Origin of the sequence: Mesorhizobium loti (assembly GCF_013170705.1) — a bacterium.
GTDB lineage: Bacteria > Pseudomonadota > Alphaproteobacteria > Rhizobiales > Rhizobiaceae > Mesorhizobium > Mesorhizobium loti_D.
Map to the genome: position 1 here is coordinate 3,997,502 of NZ_CP033334.1, position 15,958 is coordinate 4,013,459.

Below are 15,958 nucleotides of genomic sequence, written 5' to 3' on the forward strand. Positions count from 1 at the left end.
CTTCGGGCACCTTCTCCCCGTAAACGGGGCGAAGGAAGGCGCTACATCTTCACCCGTTCCGCCTTCGGATCATACATCGGCTTCAGCGATGCCTCCGCCGCGAAACGCTCGCCGGCGATTTCTATCTCATAGGATGAAGCCAGCATATCGGCCTCGCTCTCGCCCGGGCACGGCACATAACCCAGTCCGATGGCTCCGCCGAGATGGTGGCCGTAATTGCCTGACGTGATCGGGCCGACGATCTTGCCGTCGCGCAGGATCGCTTCGTTGTGGAAGAGCTGGGGCTGTGGGTCCTTCAGGCGAAACTGGACCAGCCGGCGTGACAGGCCGGCATCCTTCTTCTTCAGCACGGCATCGCGGCCGATGAACTCGCCCTTGGCCGCCTTCACCGCGAAGCCGAGGCCTGCCTCCAGCACATTGTCCTCGTCGGTGATGTCGTGGCCGAAATGCCGGAAGGCTTTCTCGATACGACAGGAATCGAGCGTGTGCAGGCCGCAGAGCTTCAGGCCGACATCGGCGCCGGCCTCGTCGATCGCCTCGAAGACATGGGCGGCCTGGTCGGTCGAGACATAGAGCTCCCAGCCGAGTTCGCCGACATAGGTGACGCGGTGGGCGCGGGCGAGGCCCATGCCGATCTCGATCTCCTGGAACGTGCCGAACGGATTGTTCTCGTTGGAGAAATCGTTGGGGCTGACTTTCTGGATCAGCTTTCGCGCATCCGGGCCCATCAGGCAGAGCACGCTTTCGGCCGCGGTGACATCCGTGATGACCACGAATTCCTCGCCGACATGCCGGCGCAACCAGGCCAGATCGCGCTGCAGCGTGGCACCGGGGACGACGAGGAAATAGGCTGTATCCGACAGGCGCGAGACGGTGAGATCGCTCTCGATGCCGCCGCGCTGGTTGAGCATTTGCGTGTAGACGATCTTGCCCGGCGCCACGTCCATGTCGTTGGCGCACAGTTTTTGCAGGAAGGCACAGGCATCGCGGCCCTCTACACGGATCTTGCCGAACGAGGTCATGTCGAACAGACCGACCTTGTTGCGGACGGCCAAGTGCTCGTCGCGCTGGTTGTCGAACCAGTTCTGCCGCTTCCAGGAATAGCGGTATTCGCGTTCCTGGCCTTCGCGGGCGAACCAGTTGGCGCGCTCCCAGCCGGCGACCTCGCCGAAAACCGCGCCGCGCGCTTTCAAATGCTCATGCAGGGGCGAGCGCCTGACGTTGCGCGATGTCGCCATCTGCCGGTAGGGGAAATGGTCGGCATAGAGCAGGCCGAGCGTTTCGGAGACACGCTCCTTGAGATAGCGGCGGTTCTTCTGGAAGGGCTGGGCGCGGCGGATGTCGACTTCCCAGAGGTCGAAGGGTGCTTCGCCGTCGTTGATCCACTGCGCCAGCGCCATGCCGGCGCCGCCCGAAGAGACGATGCCGATCGAATTGTAGCCGGTCGCCATCCAGTAGCCCCGAAGTTCCGGCGCCTCGCCGAGATAATAGCGGTCGTCCGGCGTGAAACTTTCAGGGCCGTTGAAGAAGGTGTGGATGCCGGCGGTCGCCAGCATCGGCATGCGGTTGACGCCCATTTCGAGGATCGGCTCGAAATGGTCCATGTCCTCGGGCAACTGGTCGAAGCAGAAATCCTCGCGGATGCCGTCCATGCCCCATGGCTTGGCCACCGGCTCGAAAGCGCCGAGCATCATCTTGCCGGCATCTTCCTTGTAGTAGGCGCACTCATCGGGAACGCGCAGCACCGGCAGGCGGGAGAGGCCGGGGATCGGCTCGGTGACGAGATAGAAATGCTCGCAGGCGTGCAGAGGGATGGTGACACCGTTCTGACGCCCGAGTTCCCGGGCCCACATGCCGGCGCAGTTGACGACGATGTCGGCCTCGATGGTGCCCTGGTCCTCACCTTGCGCCCAGGACACGCCGGTGACACGGCCGGCTTTGGTGTGGACCTTGGTCACCTTCACATTCTCGACGATGGTGGCGCCGCGCTGGCGCGCGCCCTTGGCCAGCGCCATGGCGATGTTGGCGGGGTCGCACTGGCCGTCGAGCGGCAGATGCACGGCGCCGACGACGTCGGACACGTTGAGATGCGGGTACATCTCCTTGACCTCGTTGGGCGAAATCTCGCGCACATCGACATCGAAGGCACGGGCGAGCGACGCCTGCCGGTAGATCTCGTGCTTGCGCTCCTCGGTCAGCGCCACGGTGATCGAGCCGACCTGGCGCATGCCGGTGCCGACCTCGGTCTCGGCTTCCAGCTTGACGTAGAGGTCGGCTGAATATTTCGCCAGCCGCGTCATGTTCTGCGAGCCGCGCAACTGGCCGATCAGGCCGGCGGCGTGCCATGTCGTGCCCGAGGTCAGCTGCTTGCGCTCCAGAAGCACGATGTCGGTCCAGCCGAGCTTGGCCAGGTGATAGGCGACCGAACAGCCGGAAACGCCCCCGCCGATGATTACCGCCCTTGCTTTGGTAGGAATGGCTTTGGTGGGAATGGTCTTGGTCATGCGGCCTCGCGGCGATAGGTGGAAGCAAAGCGGCGCAGCCGGGCTGCCGCTTCTTGCAGCACGGGCTCCGGCTGGCAGAGGCTGATGCGGATGTGACCGGCGGCGGCTTCGCCGAAGCTGGAGCCCGGCATCACGCCGACCTTCTCCTTGTCGAGGAAGGCGAAGGCGAATTTCTCGTCGTCGGGTTCGACCGCGGATATGTCGAGCATGACATACATGCCGCCTTCGGAACCGCGCACGCTGACGTCATTCATGCCACGCACGGCGTCGAGGAAGACGGTGCGGCGCGCCGCGTAGCGCTCGGCGATGTCCTTCACGCCGTAGTGGTTCTCCAGCGCCTCGGCACAGGCGACCGAGATGAAGGCCGGGAGGCCGTAGGTCGTCACCAGATTGAGATTGATGAGCAGCGTGATCATCGCTTCAGGACCGGTCAGCCAGCCCATGCGCCAGCCGGTCATGCCATGGCTCTTGGACATGGAATTGATGACCAGCGTGCGTTCGGCCATGCCGGGCAATGAGCGCGGCGAGATGTGCTCGCCACCGCCCAGCGTCCAGTAGACCTCGTCCGACAGCAGCCAGAGGTCGTGCTCCCTGCAGATTTCGGCCAGCTGTTCGAGCCGCTCTCGCGAATAGACCGCACCGGTGGGGTTGTTCGGCGTGTTGATCAGGATGGCGCGCGTGTTGGGCTTGAGTGCGGCGCGGATCATGTCGACATGCGGCTGGAAACCATCCTCGGCCGGCGTCTCGACGACGGTGAAACCGGCACCCGCGGCACTGAACGTGTTGGGGTAGGTGGCGTAGTAGGGAGCAACGACGATGGCATGGTCGCCCTGGTCGAGCACGGCCTGCACGGCCGCGTAGAGGGCCGCCTGGCCGCCAGGCGTGGCGATCACCTGATCCGGTGTCGTCTCGACGCCGGTGCAGGCGCTGGAGGCTGCCGCCATCGCCTGGCGCAGGCGCGGCAGGCCGGGCAGCGGCGTGTAGTGGTGGTTGCTGCCGCGGACCGCGGCGACGCAAGCCTCGATCGTTTGGGAGGGCGTGTCGAAATCATGGTCGCCGACCGACAGCATGATGATGTCCTCGCCGGCTTCCTTGCGGGCCCAGGCGGCGGAATGGACTTCCCAGCCATCCTTGCCCGACGGGACAATGCCGGAAATGCGCGACGATGGTCTAGGCATGCAAAACTCCCGAAATTTCGTGACCATCCTGCCGCAGACGGTCGCGCAGCGCGGCAATGTGCGGTGGCCCGACTTCACAGCAGCCGCCGACGATTTCGGCACCTGCCTCCACCCAGCCGATCGCCTGCTCGGCATAGGCGTCCGGGCCGAGGTCGTGGCGAGCGTGCAGCACATCGACGGTGCCGCCGTGCTTGAGCGCCTCCGTGGAGGTGAAGCCGTTGGCATAGGCGCCGACCGGGCCGCCGAGATCGATCAGTTCAGGCAAGGCGGCGGCGATCGCTTCCGGGCGGCAGCAGTTGAGCAGCCGCGCCGCTATCGGCAGGCCATCGAGCGCGCCGGCCGCGGCGGCTATTGTTTCGCCGCTGCGCAGCCGTGGCGCGCCGTGATCGGCGAGCGTCCACGACACCCAGACGGGCTTGCCACTCTCCGAAGCCGCGGTGACGGCCGCGCGCGCTTCATCGGCCGAAGCCATGGTCTCGCACAGGAAGAGATCGATGCCGTCCGCCTGCTCGGCAACGATGCGGCGGTAGATCTCGAGCGTCTCCTGGTAAGAGATGGTCAGCGCCGGGGCGTAGCTGCCGAAAAGCGGCGACAGGCAGCCGGCGATCGCTGCGTCGCCGGCTGCGTCGCGAGCCTGCCTGGCCAGTTCGATGCCACGTTTCTGCAGGGGCTTGAACAGGTCATCAGCGCCCTCGCGCGCCAGGCGTTCGGGTGTCGCCGAATAGGTATTGATGGTGATGACCCGGGCGCCGGCACGGATGAATTCGGCATGCAGGTCGCGCACCAGATCGGGTTCGTCGATCAGCACCCTGGCCGACCACAATGGCGTCGGCTCCGATTTGCTGCGCCGGACCAGTTCCTGGCCCATACCACCGTCGGTGAGGATGACTTTCTTCACGCTCTCAGTCTTTCGTTCTTCGGATCCCACAAAGGTTCATCCTTCTGCACGACCGCCTTGAAACGGTCGCCGAAGATTTCGACCTCGACCGATGTGCCGGGCTCGGTCAAATCCATGCGCAACATGCCGAGCGCGATGGACTTGTCGATGCGATGGCCCCAGCCGCCCGACGTGGTCTCGCCGACGATCTGGCCGCCGTGCCAGAGCGTCGACATGTAGGGCGCGTCGCAATCGCCGGGATCTTCGACGACCAGCGTGACGAAACGCTTCTTCACGCCTTGCTGCTTTTCGTTCTGCAGTGCGGCCTTGCCACGGAAGTCGGGCTTTTCCCATTTGACGAAGCGCTCGAGGCCGCCTTGCAGGATCGAATAGTCGGTCGACAGATCGCCCTTCCAGGTTCGGTAGCCCTTCTCGAGCCGGAGCGAATCCAGCGCGTACATGCCGAACGGCTTCAGACCATGCTTCTGGCCGGCCGCCCAGATGGCGTCGAAGATGGCTGATGTGTCGCCGACCTTGGTGTGGATTTCCCAGCCGAGTTCGCCGGCGAAGGAGACGCGCACCAGCTTCACCCAGCGACCGGCTATTTCTGCTTCCTGGTGTGTCAGCCACGGCAAGGCGAGGTCGGCGTCGCAGACATCGGCGAGAATCTTGCGCGAGTTGGGGCCGGCCAGGATCTGGGTGGAATAGTCCTCGGTGCGGTCGGTCAGCGTGAAGGCCGCATCCCCAGGCATGCGCGATTTCAGCCACTCGAAATCATGCCATTGCGCGACGGCCGCGGTGATCAGCGTCATCTGGTCCTCGCCATGGCGCACCACCGACATTTCGGTGACGATGCGGCCCTTGTCGTCGGCGAAATAGACCAGCCCGATGCGGCCGGGCCTGGGCACCAGTCCGGTGACCTGCAGGCTCAGCCATTCGGCGGCACCGGGGCCTTCCAGGTTGAAGCGTGAGAACCCCGGCAGGTCGAGTATGCCGGCGGCGTCGCGCACCGCCAGGCACTCCTCGCGCACGCGGTGTTGCCAAGGCCCGTCGCGCCGGAAGGTCAGCGTCGCCTCCTCGGAAATGTCGTCGCCGGGCTGCGCGTACCATGTGGCGCGTTCCCAGCCATTGTAGGCGTCGAAGCGGCCGCCGAGCGCCTTGGTGCGGTTGTGGATCGGCGACAGTTTCCTGTCACGGCCTTCCGGCCAGGCATGGCGCGGGAACTGGATGGCGTATTCATTGCCGTAGATTTCCAGGCCCTTGGCGACGCAATAGTCCGGCGCCGAGGCAAAGGACGTGAAGCGGCGCGGGTCGCAGGACCACATGTCCCATTCGGTCTGGCCTTGCGTGACCCATTCGGCCAGCACCTTGCCGGCGCCGCCGCCCTGGGCGATGCCGAAGGTGAAGACGCAGGCCTCGAAGGCGTTGGGCACACCGGGCATCGGGCCGATCAGCGGGTTGCCGTCCGGCGCATAGGGGATCGGGCCGTTGATGACCTTGGACAGGCCGGCGGTGCCAAGGATCGGCACGCGGGCGACGGCATCGGCCAGGTAATGTTCCAGCCGGTCGAGATCGTCGGGGAAGAGTTGGAAGGAAAAGTCCTCCGGCATCGGATCGTTGGGGGTGGCCCAATGCGCGCGGCAATTGCGCTCATAGGGACCGAGATTCATGCCGGCCTTCTCCTGGCGCAGATAGTAGGAGGTATCGACGTCGCGCAGCAGGGGCAGCTTCCTGCCCTGTTCCTTCGACCACGCGGCGAGTTCGGGGATCTCCTCGAAGAGGATATACTGATGGCTCATTACCATCATCGGCACTTCGCGGCCGAACATTTTGCCCACTTCGGCGGCGCGGTAGCCGGCGGCGTTGACGACGATTTCGCAGCGGATCTCGCCTTGCGGCGTGGCAACCACCCATTCGTCCTTCTCACGGCGCACGCCGGTAACAGGGCAGAACCGGATGATCTTGGCGCCCATGTCGCGCGCGCCCTTGGCCAACGCCTGGGTCAACTGCGCCGGGTCGATGTCGCCGTCGCTCGGGTCGTAGAGCGCGCCTTCCAGATCGTGCGTCTCGATGAAGGGATAGCGGCGCTTGATCTCATCGACACCGACCACGTCGATGTCCATGCCCTGGTAGCGGCCCATGCCCTTGGCGCGCTGGAACTCCTGCATGCGCTCCTTCGAGTGGGCGAGACGCAGGGAACCGGTGACGTGATAGTTCATGGGATAGTCGACAGCGTCGGCCAGGCCCCGGTAAAGCTCGGTCGAATAGCGCTGCATGTTCATCAGCGACCATGACGAGGAGAAGGTCGGTACATTGCCGGCGGCATGCCAGGTCGAGCCGGAGGTCAGCTCGTTCTTCTCCAGAAGCACGCAATCGGTCCAACCCGCCTTGGCCAGATGATAGAGCGAGGAGGTGCCGACGACGCCACCTCCGATGATCACCACGCGTGCCGTGCTCGGCAAACCCGCCATGTTCTTCTCCCAAACTGAACTTAGTATACGGGTGGTGAAACCACCCAGATGATCACTGCGGGCTCGGTGCCCGGATTGCGCCAGCGATAGGGCTTGCCTTCGAAGCGGAAGGAATCGCCTTCGCCGAGCCGGTGCCAGACGCCCGCTATCTCGATTTCGAAAATACCCGAGGCGATATAGCCTGCTTCCTCGGTCGGTCGCAGTTGCTCGGTCTTCATCTCCGCGCCCGCCGCGAAGATCGAGCGCACCATCTCGAAGCTACCACCGAGATCGGGCGACAGGAGTTCTTCCACCAAGCCGGTCTCGCTGGTGCCAAGCGTGCGGCGCCGGCCGGCGCGCACGACCACGCCGCGTTCGCTCTCGACAGGCACGTCGTGGCTGAAGAACAGGCTGATCGGCACGCCGAACAGCTCGGCGAAGGCCCTGAGATCGCTCAGCGATGGCGTCGACAGGCCACGCTCGACCTGGCTGACCCAGCCGACCGAGCGGCCAAGTTTCAGCGCGATCTCAGCCAGCGTCAGCCCGCGCGCGCGACGCAGCGCCCTGATGTCGCCGGCCAGAACGCGTTCGTCAGGTCCCTGCAATGTTCGTGCGGTAGTGGAGGGCAAAACGCTCTCTTTGTGAAAATTTCATCCCGAATTTCATGAGAAATCAAGCTCATGAAAAAATCAAGTGGATTTTCACCGATGCTCAAGATTTGCTTGCAGGATTTTGGCGGTTCATGCAAAGGCTCCGCCGCGAGCGGCGAGTGGGGACGTCCGATCGACAAAAAGGCTAAGGGACGGCCCATGCTGGAAAAGAAGGCTCGAATCGCGGGGGATGCCGAGATCGTCGACGAGGCGATCATGTCGCGCCGTTCCGTGCGCGCATTCCTGCCCGACATGATCGACGACGACACAATCCGGGACATTCTGGCGGTTGCGGCGCGCGCGCCGTCCGGCACCAACATGCAGCCGTGGCGGGTCTACGTCACCAAGGGCGAGACCAAGCAGCAGATCTCCGATGCCATCCTGAATTCCGGCATCCGCGCCGAAAAGGCCGACTGGGACGAGTATCGCTACTATCCCACCCAGTTCTTCGAGCCGTATCTTACCCGCCGCCGTGCGAACGGTTTTGGCCTCTACGGCGCGCTCGGGATAGGCCGCCGGGAGGTGGACAAGATGCGCGCCCAGCATGACCGTAACTTCGTCTTCTTCGACGCGCCGGTCGGCATGATCTTCACCATCGATCGCCGGCTCAACCAGGGCTCGTGGATCGACTACGGCATGTTCCTGCAGAACATCATGGTCGCGGCGCGGGGCCGGGGCCTGCACACGTGCCCGCAGGCGGCCTTCGCGCCCTATCACCGGCAGATCCGGCCAGTACTCAACATTCCCGACGAGGAGATTGTCGTCTGCGGCATGGCGCTTGGTTACGAAGACACCTCCAAGCCGGAAAACGCCTTCCGTACCGACCGCGTGCCGCTCGAAGAGTGGGTGACGTTCAGCGAATAGAGCGCCGCCGAAAAGACTTGGCCGTCGGCTATTCCGTGTTCATCTGCATGCCGTGCCCGCTGACATGGGCGCCGTCCTGCGGCGTCAGCTTGAGGTAGGCGAGCAGCGCGCAGAGCGTGATGGCGCCTTCGATCGCGAACAGGATCCGGAAATCATTGGTCACGGCAGGGCCGCCGCCGGCCAGGAACGACAGCATGGCCGCCGCAAGGCCGACGCTGATGGCCACCGCCAGCTGCCAGAGGATGTAATAAAGGGCGCTGAAGCGGGCCAGCTGTTCGGGGGCGATGTCGGAATAGGCGAGGTTTCCGGTCGAGGCCCACTGGATGGAGCGGAAGACGCCGAAAACAAAGATGTAGCCAAGCACGATCCAGACCGGCGTCGTGGCCTGCATCAAGGCGAAGCCCGCGACCATCGCCGCCACAACAGGCGTGTTGAAGACCAATACGCGGCGAAACCCGAACCGGTTGAGAACGCGTGGCATGAAGAAACGCATGACGACCGAGCCGAGCGCGGCAACGAAGGTCAGCGATCCCGCCTGCACCGCGCTCATGCCGAAGCCGAGCTGGAACATCAGCGGCAGCAGGAAGGCGACGGAACTGAGCCCGATCGTGTCCAGGCCGCCGCCGGTGAGAAACGAGATTCGGAAGGTGCGGATGCGCAGCAGCTTGAGGTCGAGCAGGGGATTGGCCACGCGCAGGCAGTAGAGCGAGGCAATCGACAGGATGACGACAGCCAGCGCCAGTTCACCGGCGATCATGCCGCCGGCGGCATCCTTGGCGGCAAGCGAGTCCATGCCGAAGACAAGCAGGACCATGCCGCTGCCGACGAGCAGGAAGCCTGGAAAATCGAAGCGCGTGCGCACCGGCTTGGTCACTGTCGGGAACAGTGAGGCGGCAAGGATCGCCGCCGCCAGCGCGAACGGCACATTGATGAAGAAGATCCAGCGCCAGGAAATGTAGGTGGTCAGCGCGCCGCCGACGAGCGGCCCGACCAGTGGTCCGGTCTGGCTGGCCACCGAGATATACATGTTGATCTTCAGCGTCCGGTTGCGCGGAAAGCTCGACAGGATGACGACCTGGCCGAGCGTGCCCATCAGCGCGCCGCCAAATCCCTGCAGCGCGCGGGCGCCGACCAGCGTCCAGATGTCGTTCGACAGGCCGCAGAGCGCCGATGAGGTGGCGAACACCAGCAAGGCAAAGCAGTAGACGTTGCGCAGGCCGAAGCGGTCGGCCGCCCAGCCGCCGAGCGGCATCGAGATGATCAGGCTGGCGACATAGACGGTGATCAAGAGGCCAAGCTGGCTGGGCGGGCGAGCGAGGCTTTCGCCGATGCCGGGCAGCGCCGTCACCACGACATTCTGGTCGAGGCTGGTCATGAACACGCCGCAAGCGACCGTCAGCGGCAGCAGAAGCAAGGCTCTGGCCGACACATCGGCGCGATCCGTGGCGCCGGCGGATATTTCTGCGGTCATGGGGATGTTCGAACCAAACGACTGTGCCGACTCTTAAGACGGGATTTGTACCCCTTGGACCGTTTGGGCGGCCGCGTGGTTCATCATGGGCGCCTGCGGCAGGATTCTCTAGCGGCAGAACGCCTTGGCGTTGATGCCAGAGCGCTCCTTACGCCGCTCTACCGTTCAACCGTCAAGCAGATGCTGAAGCCGCGACCGCAACCATTGGTGCGCCGGATCGCCATCGCGTCGCTTGTGCCAGATTTGCGTGAATTGAAAGGCCGGAACTTCGAAAGGTGGAGCGAAGACGCAGAGCCCATCGCCGGGCGCCGGCAGTATCCGGCTGGCGACTGTAAGCACCAGGTCGGTGCCGGCGATCAGGCGTGGCGCCACGCCCCAATGCGGGAGGACGAGACACAGCCGCCGCTTGTGACCCAATTCGGCCAGGGCCTTGTCGACCTCGCTCTGACGCTCGGGCCGCAAATCGACCAGGGCGTGCGGCCGCTCCAGATAGGTAGCAAGATCCATCGTTTGCCTGCCGCCAAGGCTTGCGGTATCGGCGAGACAGGCAAAGTGCTCGTCGAACAGCCGATGCGAGCGCACGGATCGGTCCAAGCCCGGAAAAACACCAAAGGCAAGATCGATCTCGCCGTCGATGATTTGCGAAACCATCACTTCGCGGCTCGCCTGGCTGACCACGAGGTCGACATTCGGTGCCCGCGCCCGCATGAGCGGCAGAAGGGCCGGCAGGATGACCGCGGCGCCATAGTCCGACATGGCGAGCCGAAACGTCCGGCGCTCCCTTGCCGGGTCGAAGCCGGCCGGTGCCAGAAGGTGCCGCATGCGATCGAGCGCCTCGGTGAGAGCCGGCGCGATTTCCATGGCGCGTGCCGTCGGCTCGAGGCCACCTTGCCGCCTGACCAGGAGCGGGTCGTCGATAAGGTGGCGCAGCCTGGCAAGCGCATGGCTGACGGCGGGCTGGCTTTTGTTCAACCGGATTGCCACCCGCGAGACGTGGCGTTCGGCCAGCAAGGCCTCCAGCACGACGAGCAGGTTCAGATCGATACCAGCGAGATCATTCATTTGATGCATACTATGCGTATGAAAATGGAATTTCCATACGCAAGGTTGATGACCTAATTCGGCATGATCGATATGGAGATAAGATCATGCCCAGCAGTTTTTCCTTTCTGATCGCCGCCTTGCTGGCCGGGGCGGTCGTCCCGTTCCAGGCAGGGGCGAACGCGATGCTTGGCCGCCTGCTCGGTCATCCGCTCTGGGCAACCTTGGTCTCGCTGGGTGTTAGCGTTGTGCTGATCGTTCCGGTCATGATCGCTTTCAGGGTGCCGGTTCCGACCGTCGGGATGGCGCTCAAAGGTCCGTGGTGGATCTGGATCGGCGGTGCGGCAGGCGTGGTCTACATCACCGCCGCATTGCTTCTGGCGCCGAAACTCGGTGCCGCGAGCTTCATCGTCGCCGTCATTGCGGGCCAAATGGTCGCGTCGCTGGTCATCGATCATTTCGCCTTGATGAGCCTTGCCCATCGGCCGGTAAACATTGCTCGGTTTGCCGGATTTGCACTGATCATCGGCGGGCTCGTCGTGACGCAATGGGCAAGCGCGATTGCGCCACGGGCGGCCCAGTCCGATTTCAATCCGGTCCAAAAAGGAGACAGCAAATGAAAGCTCATCCCGTTCTGCGCGTGGCGCGGCCAACGAACGATCTCGCCGAGGTAGCCCGCTTCTACCGGGATGGTCTCGGTCTCCAGGAGCTGTTTCGCTTCAGCGACCACGATGGCTTCGATGGCGTTATGCTCGGGCAGCCCGGCGACGCCTATCATTTCGAATTCACCCACGCGCATGGCCACGATGCCGGCAAGGCGCCCACGGCAGACAACCTGGTCGTCTTCTACATGCCGGATAGCGACGCCTGGGAAGCCGCCATCCAGCGCATGAAGGACCACGGCTATGCCACAGTTCCGTCTTTCAATCCCTATTGGGACAGGCATGGCGTCACCTTCGAGGATTGCGACGGCTACCGGGTTGTGCTGCAGAACACCGAATGGCGCGCCGTCGCGCAGCAATCGTAGTCGACACCGGGCGAGGTGGACTTACTGCACCTCGTAGCCGACTTCCTCGCTGGCATGACAAAGCGCCTTCCAGAACGAACGCGCGAAGGATCGGAAGACATAGATGTCGAACTGGTCGGTGCCGGTGCGCTGGATCTGGGCGAAGACGTCGTGATGGGTGGTCGAGCGGCCCGCGCCGATGGGGAAGGCCGGCAGCGCGAAGTCGATGGCGAAGAATTTCGCCAGCACCCACTCCGCTTTCGGTCCGGCGATGCGGATGGCGGTGCGGCCATGCGACAGGTCCGTCACGGTGCCGATGGCCGGTGTCACCGCCTTGGCAAAGGAAGCGGCCAAGCCTTCGGCTTCGTCGGCCACGGTGAATTTTCCCGGTGCGAAGCCGAACACCGATTTCACGCCGTCGCTCAGGCCGCCGCCGGCGCCATCGGGCAATGCAAGCCCGGTGACGGTGCGGATGGCCGCGATCAACTTCTTCTCCTCTCCCGGCCAGGCGGCGAGCTGCACGATCGAACCCGGCCGCGTTTCGGTCAGGAGGATCTCGACGCCATGTTCGAAATTACCGTGCGAGCCGACATGAAACTCCGGCTCGAGGGGGGATTGGCGCTCAACCATGCATGCGGGTCCCTTCCGGATCGTAGAAATGGTTGGAGACGATCTCGACCGGCCCGAAGCGGTTGCGCAACGGATCGGAGACATGGGCACGCGTGCCGTGCCGCGCCTTGCCGCCCTCGACCAGCGCCAGCGCGATATGCTTGCCGAGCGCCGGTGAATAGCAGCAGGCGGTGATGTGGCCGATCGAGCCGTGTGGATTGGCCTCGTCCAACGTCTCGACAATGTGCGCGCCGCCATTGAGCGGCCGGTTGTCCAGCGCGATCAGGCCGACCAGTTCCAGGCGATCGGACGCGATCAGGCCTTCGCGGTCCATCATGGCCGAGCCGATGAAGGGCTTCTTCTTCGACAGCATCCAGTCGAGATGCAGGTCGCGCGCCGTGGTGCGGCCGTCGATCTCGGCGCCGGTGACATGGCCTTTCTCGATGCGCATCGTGCCCAGCGCCTCGAGCCCGTAGGTGACCAGCCCGAACGGCTTGCCGGCGTCGATCAGCGCCTCCCAGACATGGGTGCCATGGCCGGCACCGCAATAGACCTCGAAGGCCATCTCACCGGAGAAAGACAGGCGGCAAATCATCACCGGAACGCCTGCTATCTCGCCGCGGACGATGCCCATGAAGGGCAGGGTCGCATTGTCGACGGCGGTGCCGGTGACACAGGAGGCCAGGATCTGCCTGGCCTTCGGTCCGCCGATCGCGGCGCCCGCCCATTCGTCGGTCACCGAAGTGACATGGACTTTCAGCTCCGGCCAGATCACGTCGAGGAAATATTCCAGATGCTGCATCACCTTGCCGGCGTTGGCCGTCGTGGTGGTCATCAGGAAATCCTGTTCGCCGAGCCGCCAGGTGGTGCCGTCGTCAAAGGCAAACCCGTCCTCGCGCAGCATCAGCCCGTAGCGCGCCTTGCCGACGGCGAGCGTCGAAAACATGTTGGTGTAGACGCGGTCGAGGAAGGCGGCGGCGTCGGGGCCCTGCACGGCGATCTTGCCCAGCGTCGAGACATCGACGATGCCGGCGCTTTCACGCGTCGCCCTGGCCTCGCGCACATAGGCCTGCTCGACCGTTTCGCCTGAAAGCCCGTAGATCATCGGCCGGTACCAGAGGCCGGCGGAGTACATGGTCGCGCCATTGTCGAGGTGCCAGTCATGCATCGGCGTCAGCCGCTCAGGCTTCAGGTCGCCGAAGCGCTCGGCCGCAAGCGAGCCGATCGACACCGGCGCGAAGGGCGGCCGGAAGCGTGTCGTGCCGACTTCCGGGATCGGCTTGCCCAGCGCCTCGGCCATGATGGCAAGGCCGGGAATGTTGGAGCTCTTGCCCTGGTCGGTCGCCATGCCAAGCGTTGTGTAGCGCTTCAGGTGCTCGACCGAGACGAAGCCTTCGCGGTGCGCCAGCCTTACGTCCTCGGCCGTCACGTCATGCTGGAAGTCGACGAAGCTCTTGCCCTTGGCCCTGATTTCGAAGACGGGCGCCGGATCGGGGTCGCCGGCCACTGCTTCCACAGTGGGCAACGCCGCGGGCGTGCCTGTTCCACCCGCGGCGGCAAGACCGGCGGCGCGGCCTTCGGCGATCGCCTCGACCGTCGAAAAACTGCCGGTGAAGGCGCCGGCCCCGATCCATTTCTGTGTCGGTTTTGGCGGCAGGAAGGCTTGCCGTGCGGCATTCCATTCCGCTTTGGCACCGGCCTGGCTGGCCAGATGGATGGTCGGCGACCAGCCGCCCGACATCAGCAGGCAGTCGGCATGGATGCTTCGCTCATCGCCGGTGAGGGCCCCGGTGACCATGTCGAAACGCTGAACCTTGAAGCCGGAAAGCGCCTTGCCGCCCTCGGTGGCGACGACGGCGTGGCCGGCAAGGATCTCGGCTTCGGCCTCGGTGGCCAGCTTGCGCATCTCGGCCGAAAGCTCGGACCGGACGTCGACGACGGCGACGATTGCCGCCCCCGCATTTTTCAGGGCAACGGCCGCGCGATAGGCGCTGTCATTGTTGGTGAACAGGGCGATCCTTTCACCCGGCAGCACGCCGAACTCGTTGGCGTAGCGCTCGGCGGCATGGGCCAGCATCACGCCTGGCCTGTCGTTGCCCGGGAAGACCAGCGGCCGTTCGAAAGCGCCGGTTGCCAGCACCACGGATTTGGCACGGATTGCCCAATAACGATGGCGCGGCTCGCCCTTGGCGGGCTGTTCCTTGTGGTCGCTGACCCGCTCGAGCGCGGCAAGTGTATTGTTGTCGTAGTAGCCCCAGACCGTGGTGCGCGGCAAAAGCCGGACATTGTCGCGGCCTTCGAGCTGAGTGACGGTGCGGCGCGCCCAATCGGCGGCCGGCGCGCCATCGATGGTTTCCTCGGACCAGTTGGTCGAGCCGCCGAAACGCGGCTCGAGATCGGCCAGCATGACGCGCGCTCCCTGATCGGCGGCGGCCTTGGCGGCCATCAGGCCGGCGGGGCCGGAGCCGACCACCAGCACGTCGCAAAAGGCGTTCATGCGCTCATAGCGGGCCGGATCCTTCGCCGATCCGGCGCTGCCGAGACCGGCGGCGCGGCGGATGAAGTGCTCGCAGAACATCCAGAAACGCGTGCCCTTGAGCGGACCGATCACCGGACCCATGAAGGTCTTGTAGTAGAAGCCGGCGGACAGGATCTTGCCGCCGAGCTGGTTGACGGCATTGATGTCCCAGGCCAGCGACGGGAAGCGGTTCTGGCTGATCGCCACAAGCCCATCGTGGATCTCGACCATGGTCGCCGGGATGTTGGGTTCGCGCACCTCGCCCTTCAGCACCGTCACCAGCGCGTTGGGTTCCTCCACACCGGCAGTCAGCAGGCCGCGCGGGCGGTGGTACTTGAACGAGCGCCCGAAAAGCGTGACGCCCTTGGCCAGCAGCGCGGACGCCAGCGTGTCGCCGGCATGGCCGGTATAGGCGACGCCATCGAAGGTGAAACGGATTGTCTTCAGCCGGTCGACGCGGCCGCCAGTGTCGGTGCGGCGCGGGCTCATGCCTTGTCCTCCGCCTTGCGGCGCGCGGTCGAGACATGGTCGCCGCGCACGAAGGCGACGCTCGAAATCTCATGCGTCAGCGTGTTGCGCACGACCCTGAGATGCGCGCGGCAGCCGCCGGAATGCTGCCAGATTTCATTGTGGTCGCCGGCCGGGTTCAGCCGGTCATAGACATAGGCATTCCAGGCCTCGAAATTCTGCGAGGCGGGATCTGGACGTTCGCGGTTGCCGTCACCTTGATAGGTGAACTCGATGACGTCGCGCGGGCCGCAATAGGGGCAAGTGATGAGCACGGGATGTT

General features: G+C 64.6%; 13 protein-coding genes. 3 read left to right on the plus strand and 10 right to left on the minus strand.

The genetic code is table 11. The annotated features are described in order from the left end of the window. Positions 1 to 41: 41 nt before the first annotated feature. The 5 genes from EB815_RS19445 to EB815_RS19465 are packed head-to-tail and all read right to left on the minus strand — an operon-like array spanning position 42 to position 7,638. On the minus strand, positions 42 to 2,504 hold the full coding sequence (locus tag EB815_RS19445; RefSeq protein WP_056572636.1) for a GcvT family protein: 2,463 nt from the start codon (positions 2,502 to 2,504) through the stop codon (positions 42 to 44). Continuing rightward, positions 2,501 to 3,682 (minus strand): pyridoxal phosphate-dependent aminotransferase, encoded by a 1,182-nt coding sequence (locus EB815_RS19450; RefSeq protein WP_056572634.1) that lies wholly within the window; start codon positions 3,680 to 3,682, stop codon positions 2,501 to 2,503. The genes EB815_RS19445 and EB815_RS19450 overlap by 4 nt, the downstream gene beginning before the upstream one ends. After that, entirely contained in the window at positions 3,675 to 4,580 is a 906-nt protein-coding gene (locus EB815_RS19455) for a homocysteine S-methyltransferase family protein (RefSeq protein ID WP_056572632.1), read from the minus strand. The genes EB815_RS19450 and EB815_RS19455 overlap by 8 nt, the downstream gene beginning before the upstream one ends. Beyond that, positions 4,577 to 7,030: a GcvT family protein gene (locus tag EB815_RS19460; RefSeq protein WP_056572630.1), complete on the minus strand. Its 2,454-nt coding sequence runs from the start codon at positions 7,028 to 7,030 to the stop codon at positions 4,577 to 4,579. The genes EB815_RS19455 and EB815_RS19460 overlap by 4 nt, the downstream gene beginning before the upstream one ends. A 20-nt stretch (positions 7,031 to 7,050) precedes the next feature. Then, a complete protein-coding gene (locus tag EB815_RS19465; RefSeq protein ID WP_244494098.1) occupies positions 7,051 to 7,638 on the minus strand; it encodes a helix-turn-helix domain-containing protein in 588 nt (195 codons plus the stop codon). 180 nt (positions 7,639 to 7,818) lie between these two features. Here EB815_RS19465 and EB815_RS19470 point away from each other — a divergent pair, with 180 nt between their 5' ends. After that, on the plus strand, positions 7,819 to 8,523 hold the full coding sequence (locus EB815_RS19470) for a nitroreductase (protein ID WP_056573483.1): 705 nt from the start codon (positions 7,819 to 7,821) through the stop codon (positions 8,521 to 8,523). Positions 8,524 to 8,551: 28 nt separating this feature from the next. Here the strand turns inward: EB815_RS19470 and EB815_RS19475 are convergent, their stop codons facing one another. Both EB815_RS19475 and EB815_RS19480 read right to left on the minus strand, forming a co-directional pair. Further along, positions 8,552 to 9,994: an MFS transporter gene (locus EB815_RS19475; RefSeq protein ID WP_056572627.1), complete on the minus strand. Its 1,443-nt coding sequence runs from the start codon at positions 9,992 to 9,994 to the stop codon at positions 8,552 to 8,554. Between the two features lie 165 nt (positions 9,995 to 10,159). Beyond that, positions 10,160 to 11,056: a LysR family transcriptional regulator gene (locus EB815_RS19480; protein WP_056572624.1), complete on the minus strand. Its 897-nt coding sequence runs from the start codon at positions 11,054 to 11,056 to the stop codon at positions 10,160 to 10,162. Between the two features lie 164 nt (positions 11,057 to 11,220). Here EB815_RS19480 and EB815_RS19485 point away from each other — a divergent pair, with 164 nt between their 5' ends. After that, on the plus strand, positions 11,221 to 11,655 hold the full coding sequence (locus EB815_RS19485; protein ID WP_244494097.1) for a DMT family transporter: 435 nt from the start codon (positions 11,221 to 11,223) through the stop codon (positions 11,653 to 11,655). Beyond that, positions 11,652 to 12,062, plus strand: coding sequence for a VOC family protein (locus tag EB815_RS19490; protein ID WP_056572620.1), 411 nt, complete (start codon positions 11,652 to 11,654; stop codon positions 12,060 to 12,062). The genes EB815_RS19485 and EB815_RS19490 overlap by 4 nt, the downstream gene beginning before the upstream one ends. Positions 12,063 to 12,083: 21 nt before the next feature. Here EB815_RS19490 and EB815_RS19495 read toward each other — a convergent pair whose 3' ends face one another. Genes EB815_RS19495 through EB815_RS19505 form a run of 3 tightly spaced genes read right to left on the minus strand, consistent with a single transcriptional unit; the run spans position 12,084 to position 15,950 of the window. Then, positions 12,084 to 12,671, minus strand: coding sequence for a sarcosine oxidase subunit gamma (locus EB815_RS19495; protein WP_056572618.1), 588 nt, complete (start codon positions 12,669 to 12,671; stop codon positions 12,084 to 12,086). Then, positions 12,664 to 15,657 (minus strand): sarcosine oxidase subunit alpha, encoded by a 2,994-nt coding sequence (locus EB815_RS19500; protein ID WP_056572616.1) that lies wholly within the window; start codon positions 15,655 to 15,657, stop codon positions 12,664 to 12,666. The genes EB815_RS19495 and EB815_RS19500 overlap by 8 nt, the downstream gene beginning before the upstream one ends. Beyond that, the gene (locus tag EB815_RS19505; protein ID WP_056572614.1) at positions 15,654 to 15,950 is read right to left on the minus strand and encodes a sarcosine oxidase subunit delta; all 297 of its coding nucleotides are present in this window, start codon (positions 15,948 to 15,950) and stop codon (positions 15,654 to 15,656) included. The genes EB815_RS19500 and EB815_RS19505 overlap by 4 nt, the downstream gene beginning before the upstream one ends. Between the last annotated feature and the right edge of the window lie 8 nt (positions 15,951 to 15,958).

What these genes read in the sequence shown, in the direction of transcription:
- EB815_RS19485 (WP_244494097.1), top strand. Translation starts at nt 11,221, where the DNA reads ATGCTTGGCCGCCTGCTCGGTCATCCGCTCTGGGCAACCTTGGTCTCG.
- EB815_RS19460 (WP_056572630.1), bottom strand. Translation starts at nt 7,030, where the DNA reads ATGGCGGGTTTGCCGAGCACGGCACGCGTGGTGATCATCGGAGGTGGC.
- EB815_RS19480 (WP_056572624.1), bottom strand. Translation starts at nt 11,056, where the DNA reads ATGAATGATCTCGCTGGTATCGATCTGAACCTGCTCGTCGTGCTGGAG.
- EB815_RS19450 (WP_056572634.1), bottom strand. Translation starts at nt 3,682, where the DNA reads ATGCCTAGACCATCGTCGCGCATTTCCGGCATTGTCCCGTCGGGCAAG.
- EB815_RS19470 (WP_056573483.1), top strand. Translation starts at nt 7,819, where the DNA reads ATGCTGGAAAAGAAGGCTCGAATCGCGGGGGATGCCGAGATCGTCGAC.
- EB815_RS19445 (WP_056572636.1), bottom strand. Translation starts at nt 2,504, where the DNA reads ATGACCAAGACCATTCCCACCAAAGCCATTCCTACCAAAGCAAGGGCG.
- EB815_RS19500 (WP_056572616.1), bottom strand. Translation starts at nt 15,657, where the DNA reads ATGAGCCCGCGCCGCACCGACACTGGCGGCCGCGTCGACCGGCTGAAG.
- EB815_RS19495 (WP_056572618.1), bottom strand. Translation starts at nt 12,671, where the DNA reads ATGGTTGAGCGCCAATCCCCCCTCGAGCCGGAGTTTCATGTCGGCTCG.
- EB815_RS19490 (WP_056572620.1), top strand. Translation starts at nt 11,652, where the DNA reads ATGAAAGCTCATCCCGTTCTGCGCGTGGCGCGGCCAACGAACGATCTC.
- EB815_RS19475 (WP_056572627.1), bottom strand. Translation starts at nt 9,994, where the DNA reads ATGACCGCAGAAATATCCGCCGGCGCCACGGATCGCGCCGATGTGTCG.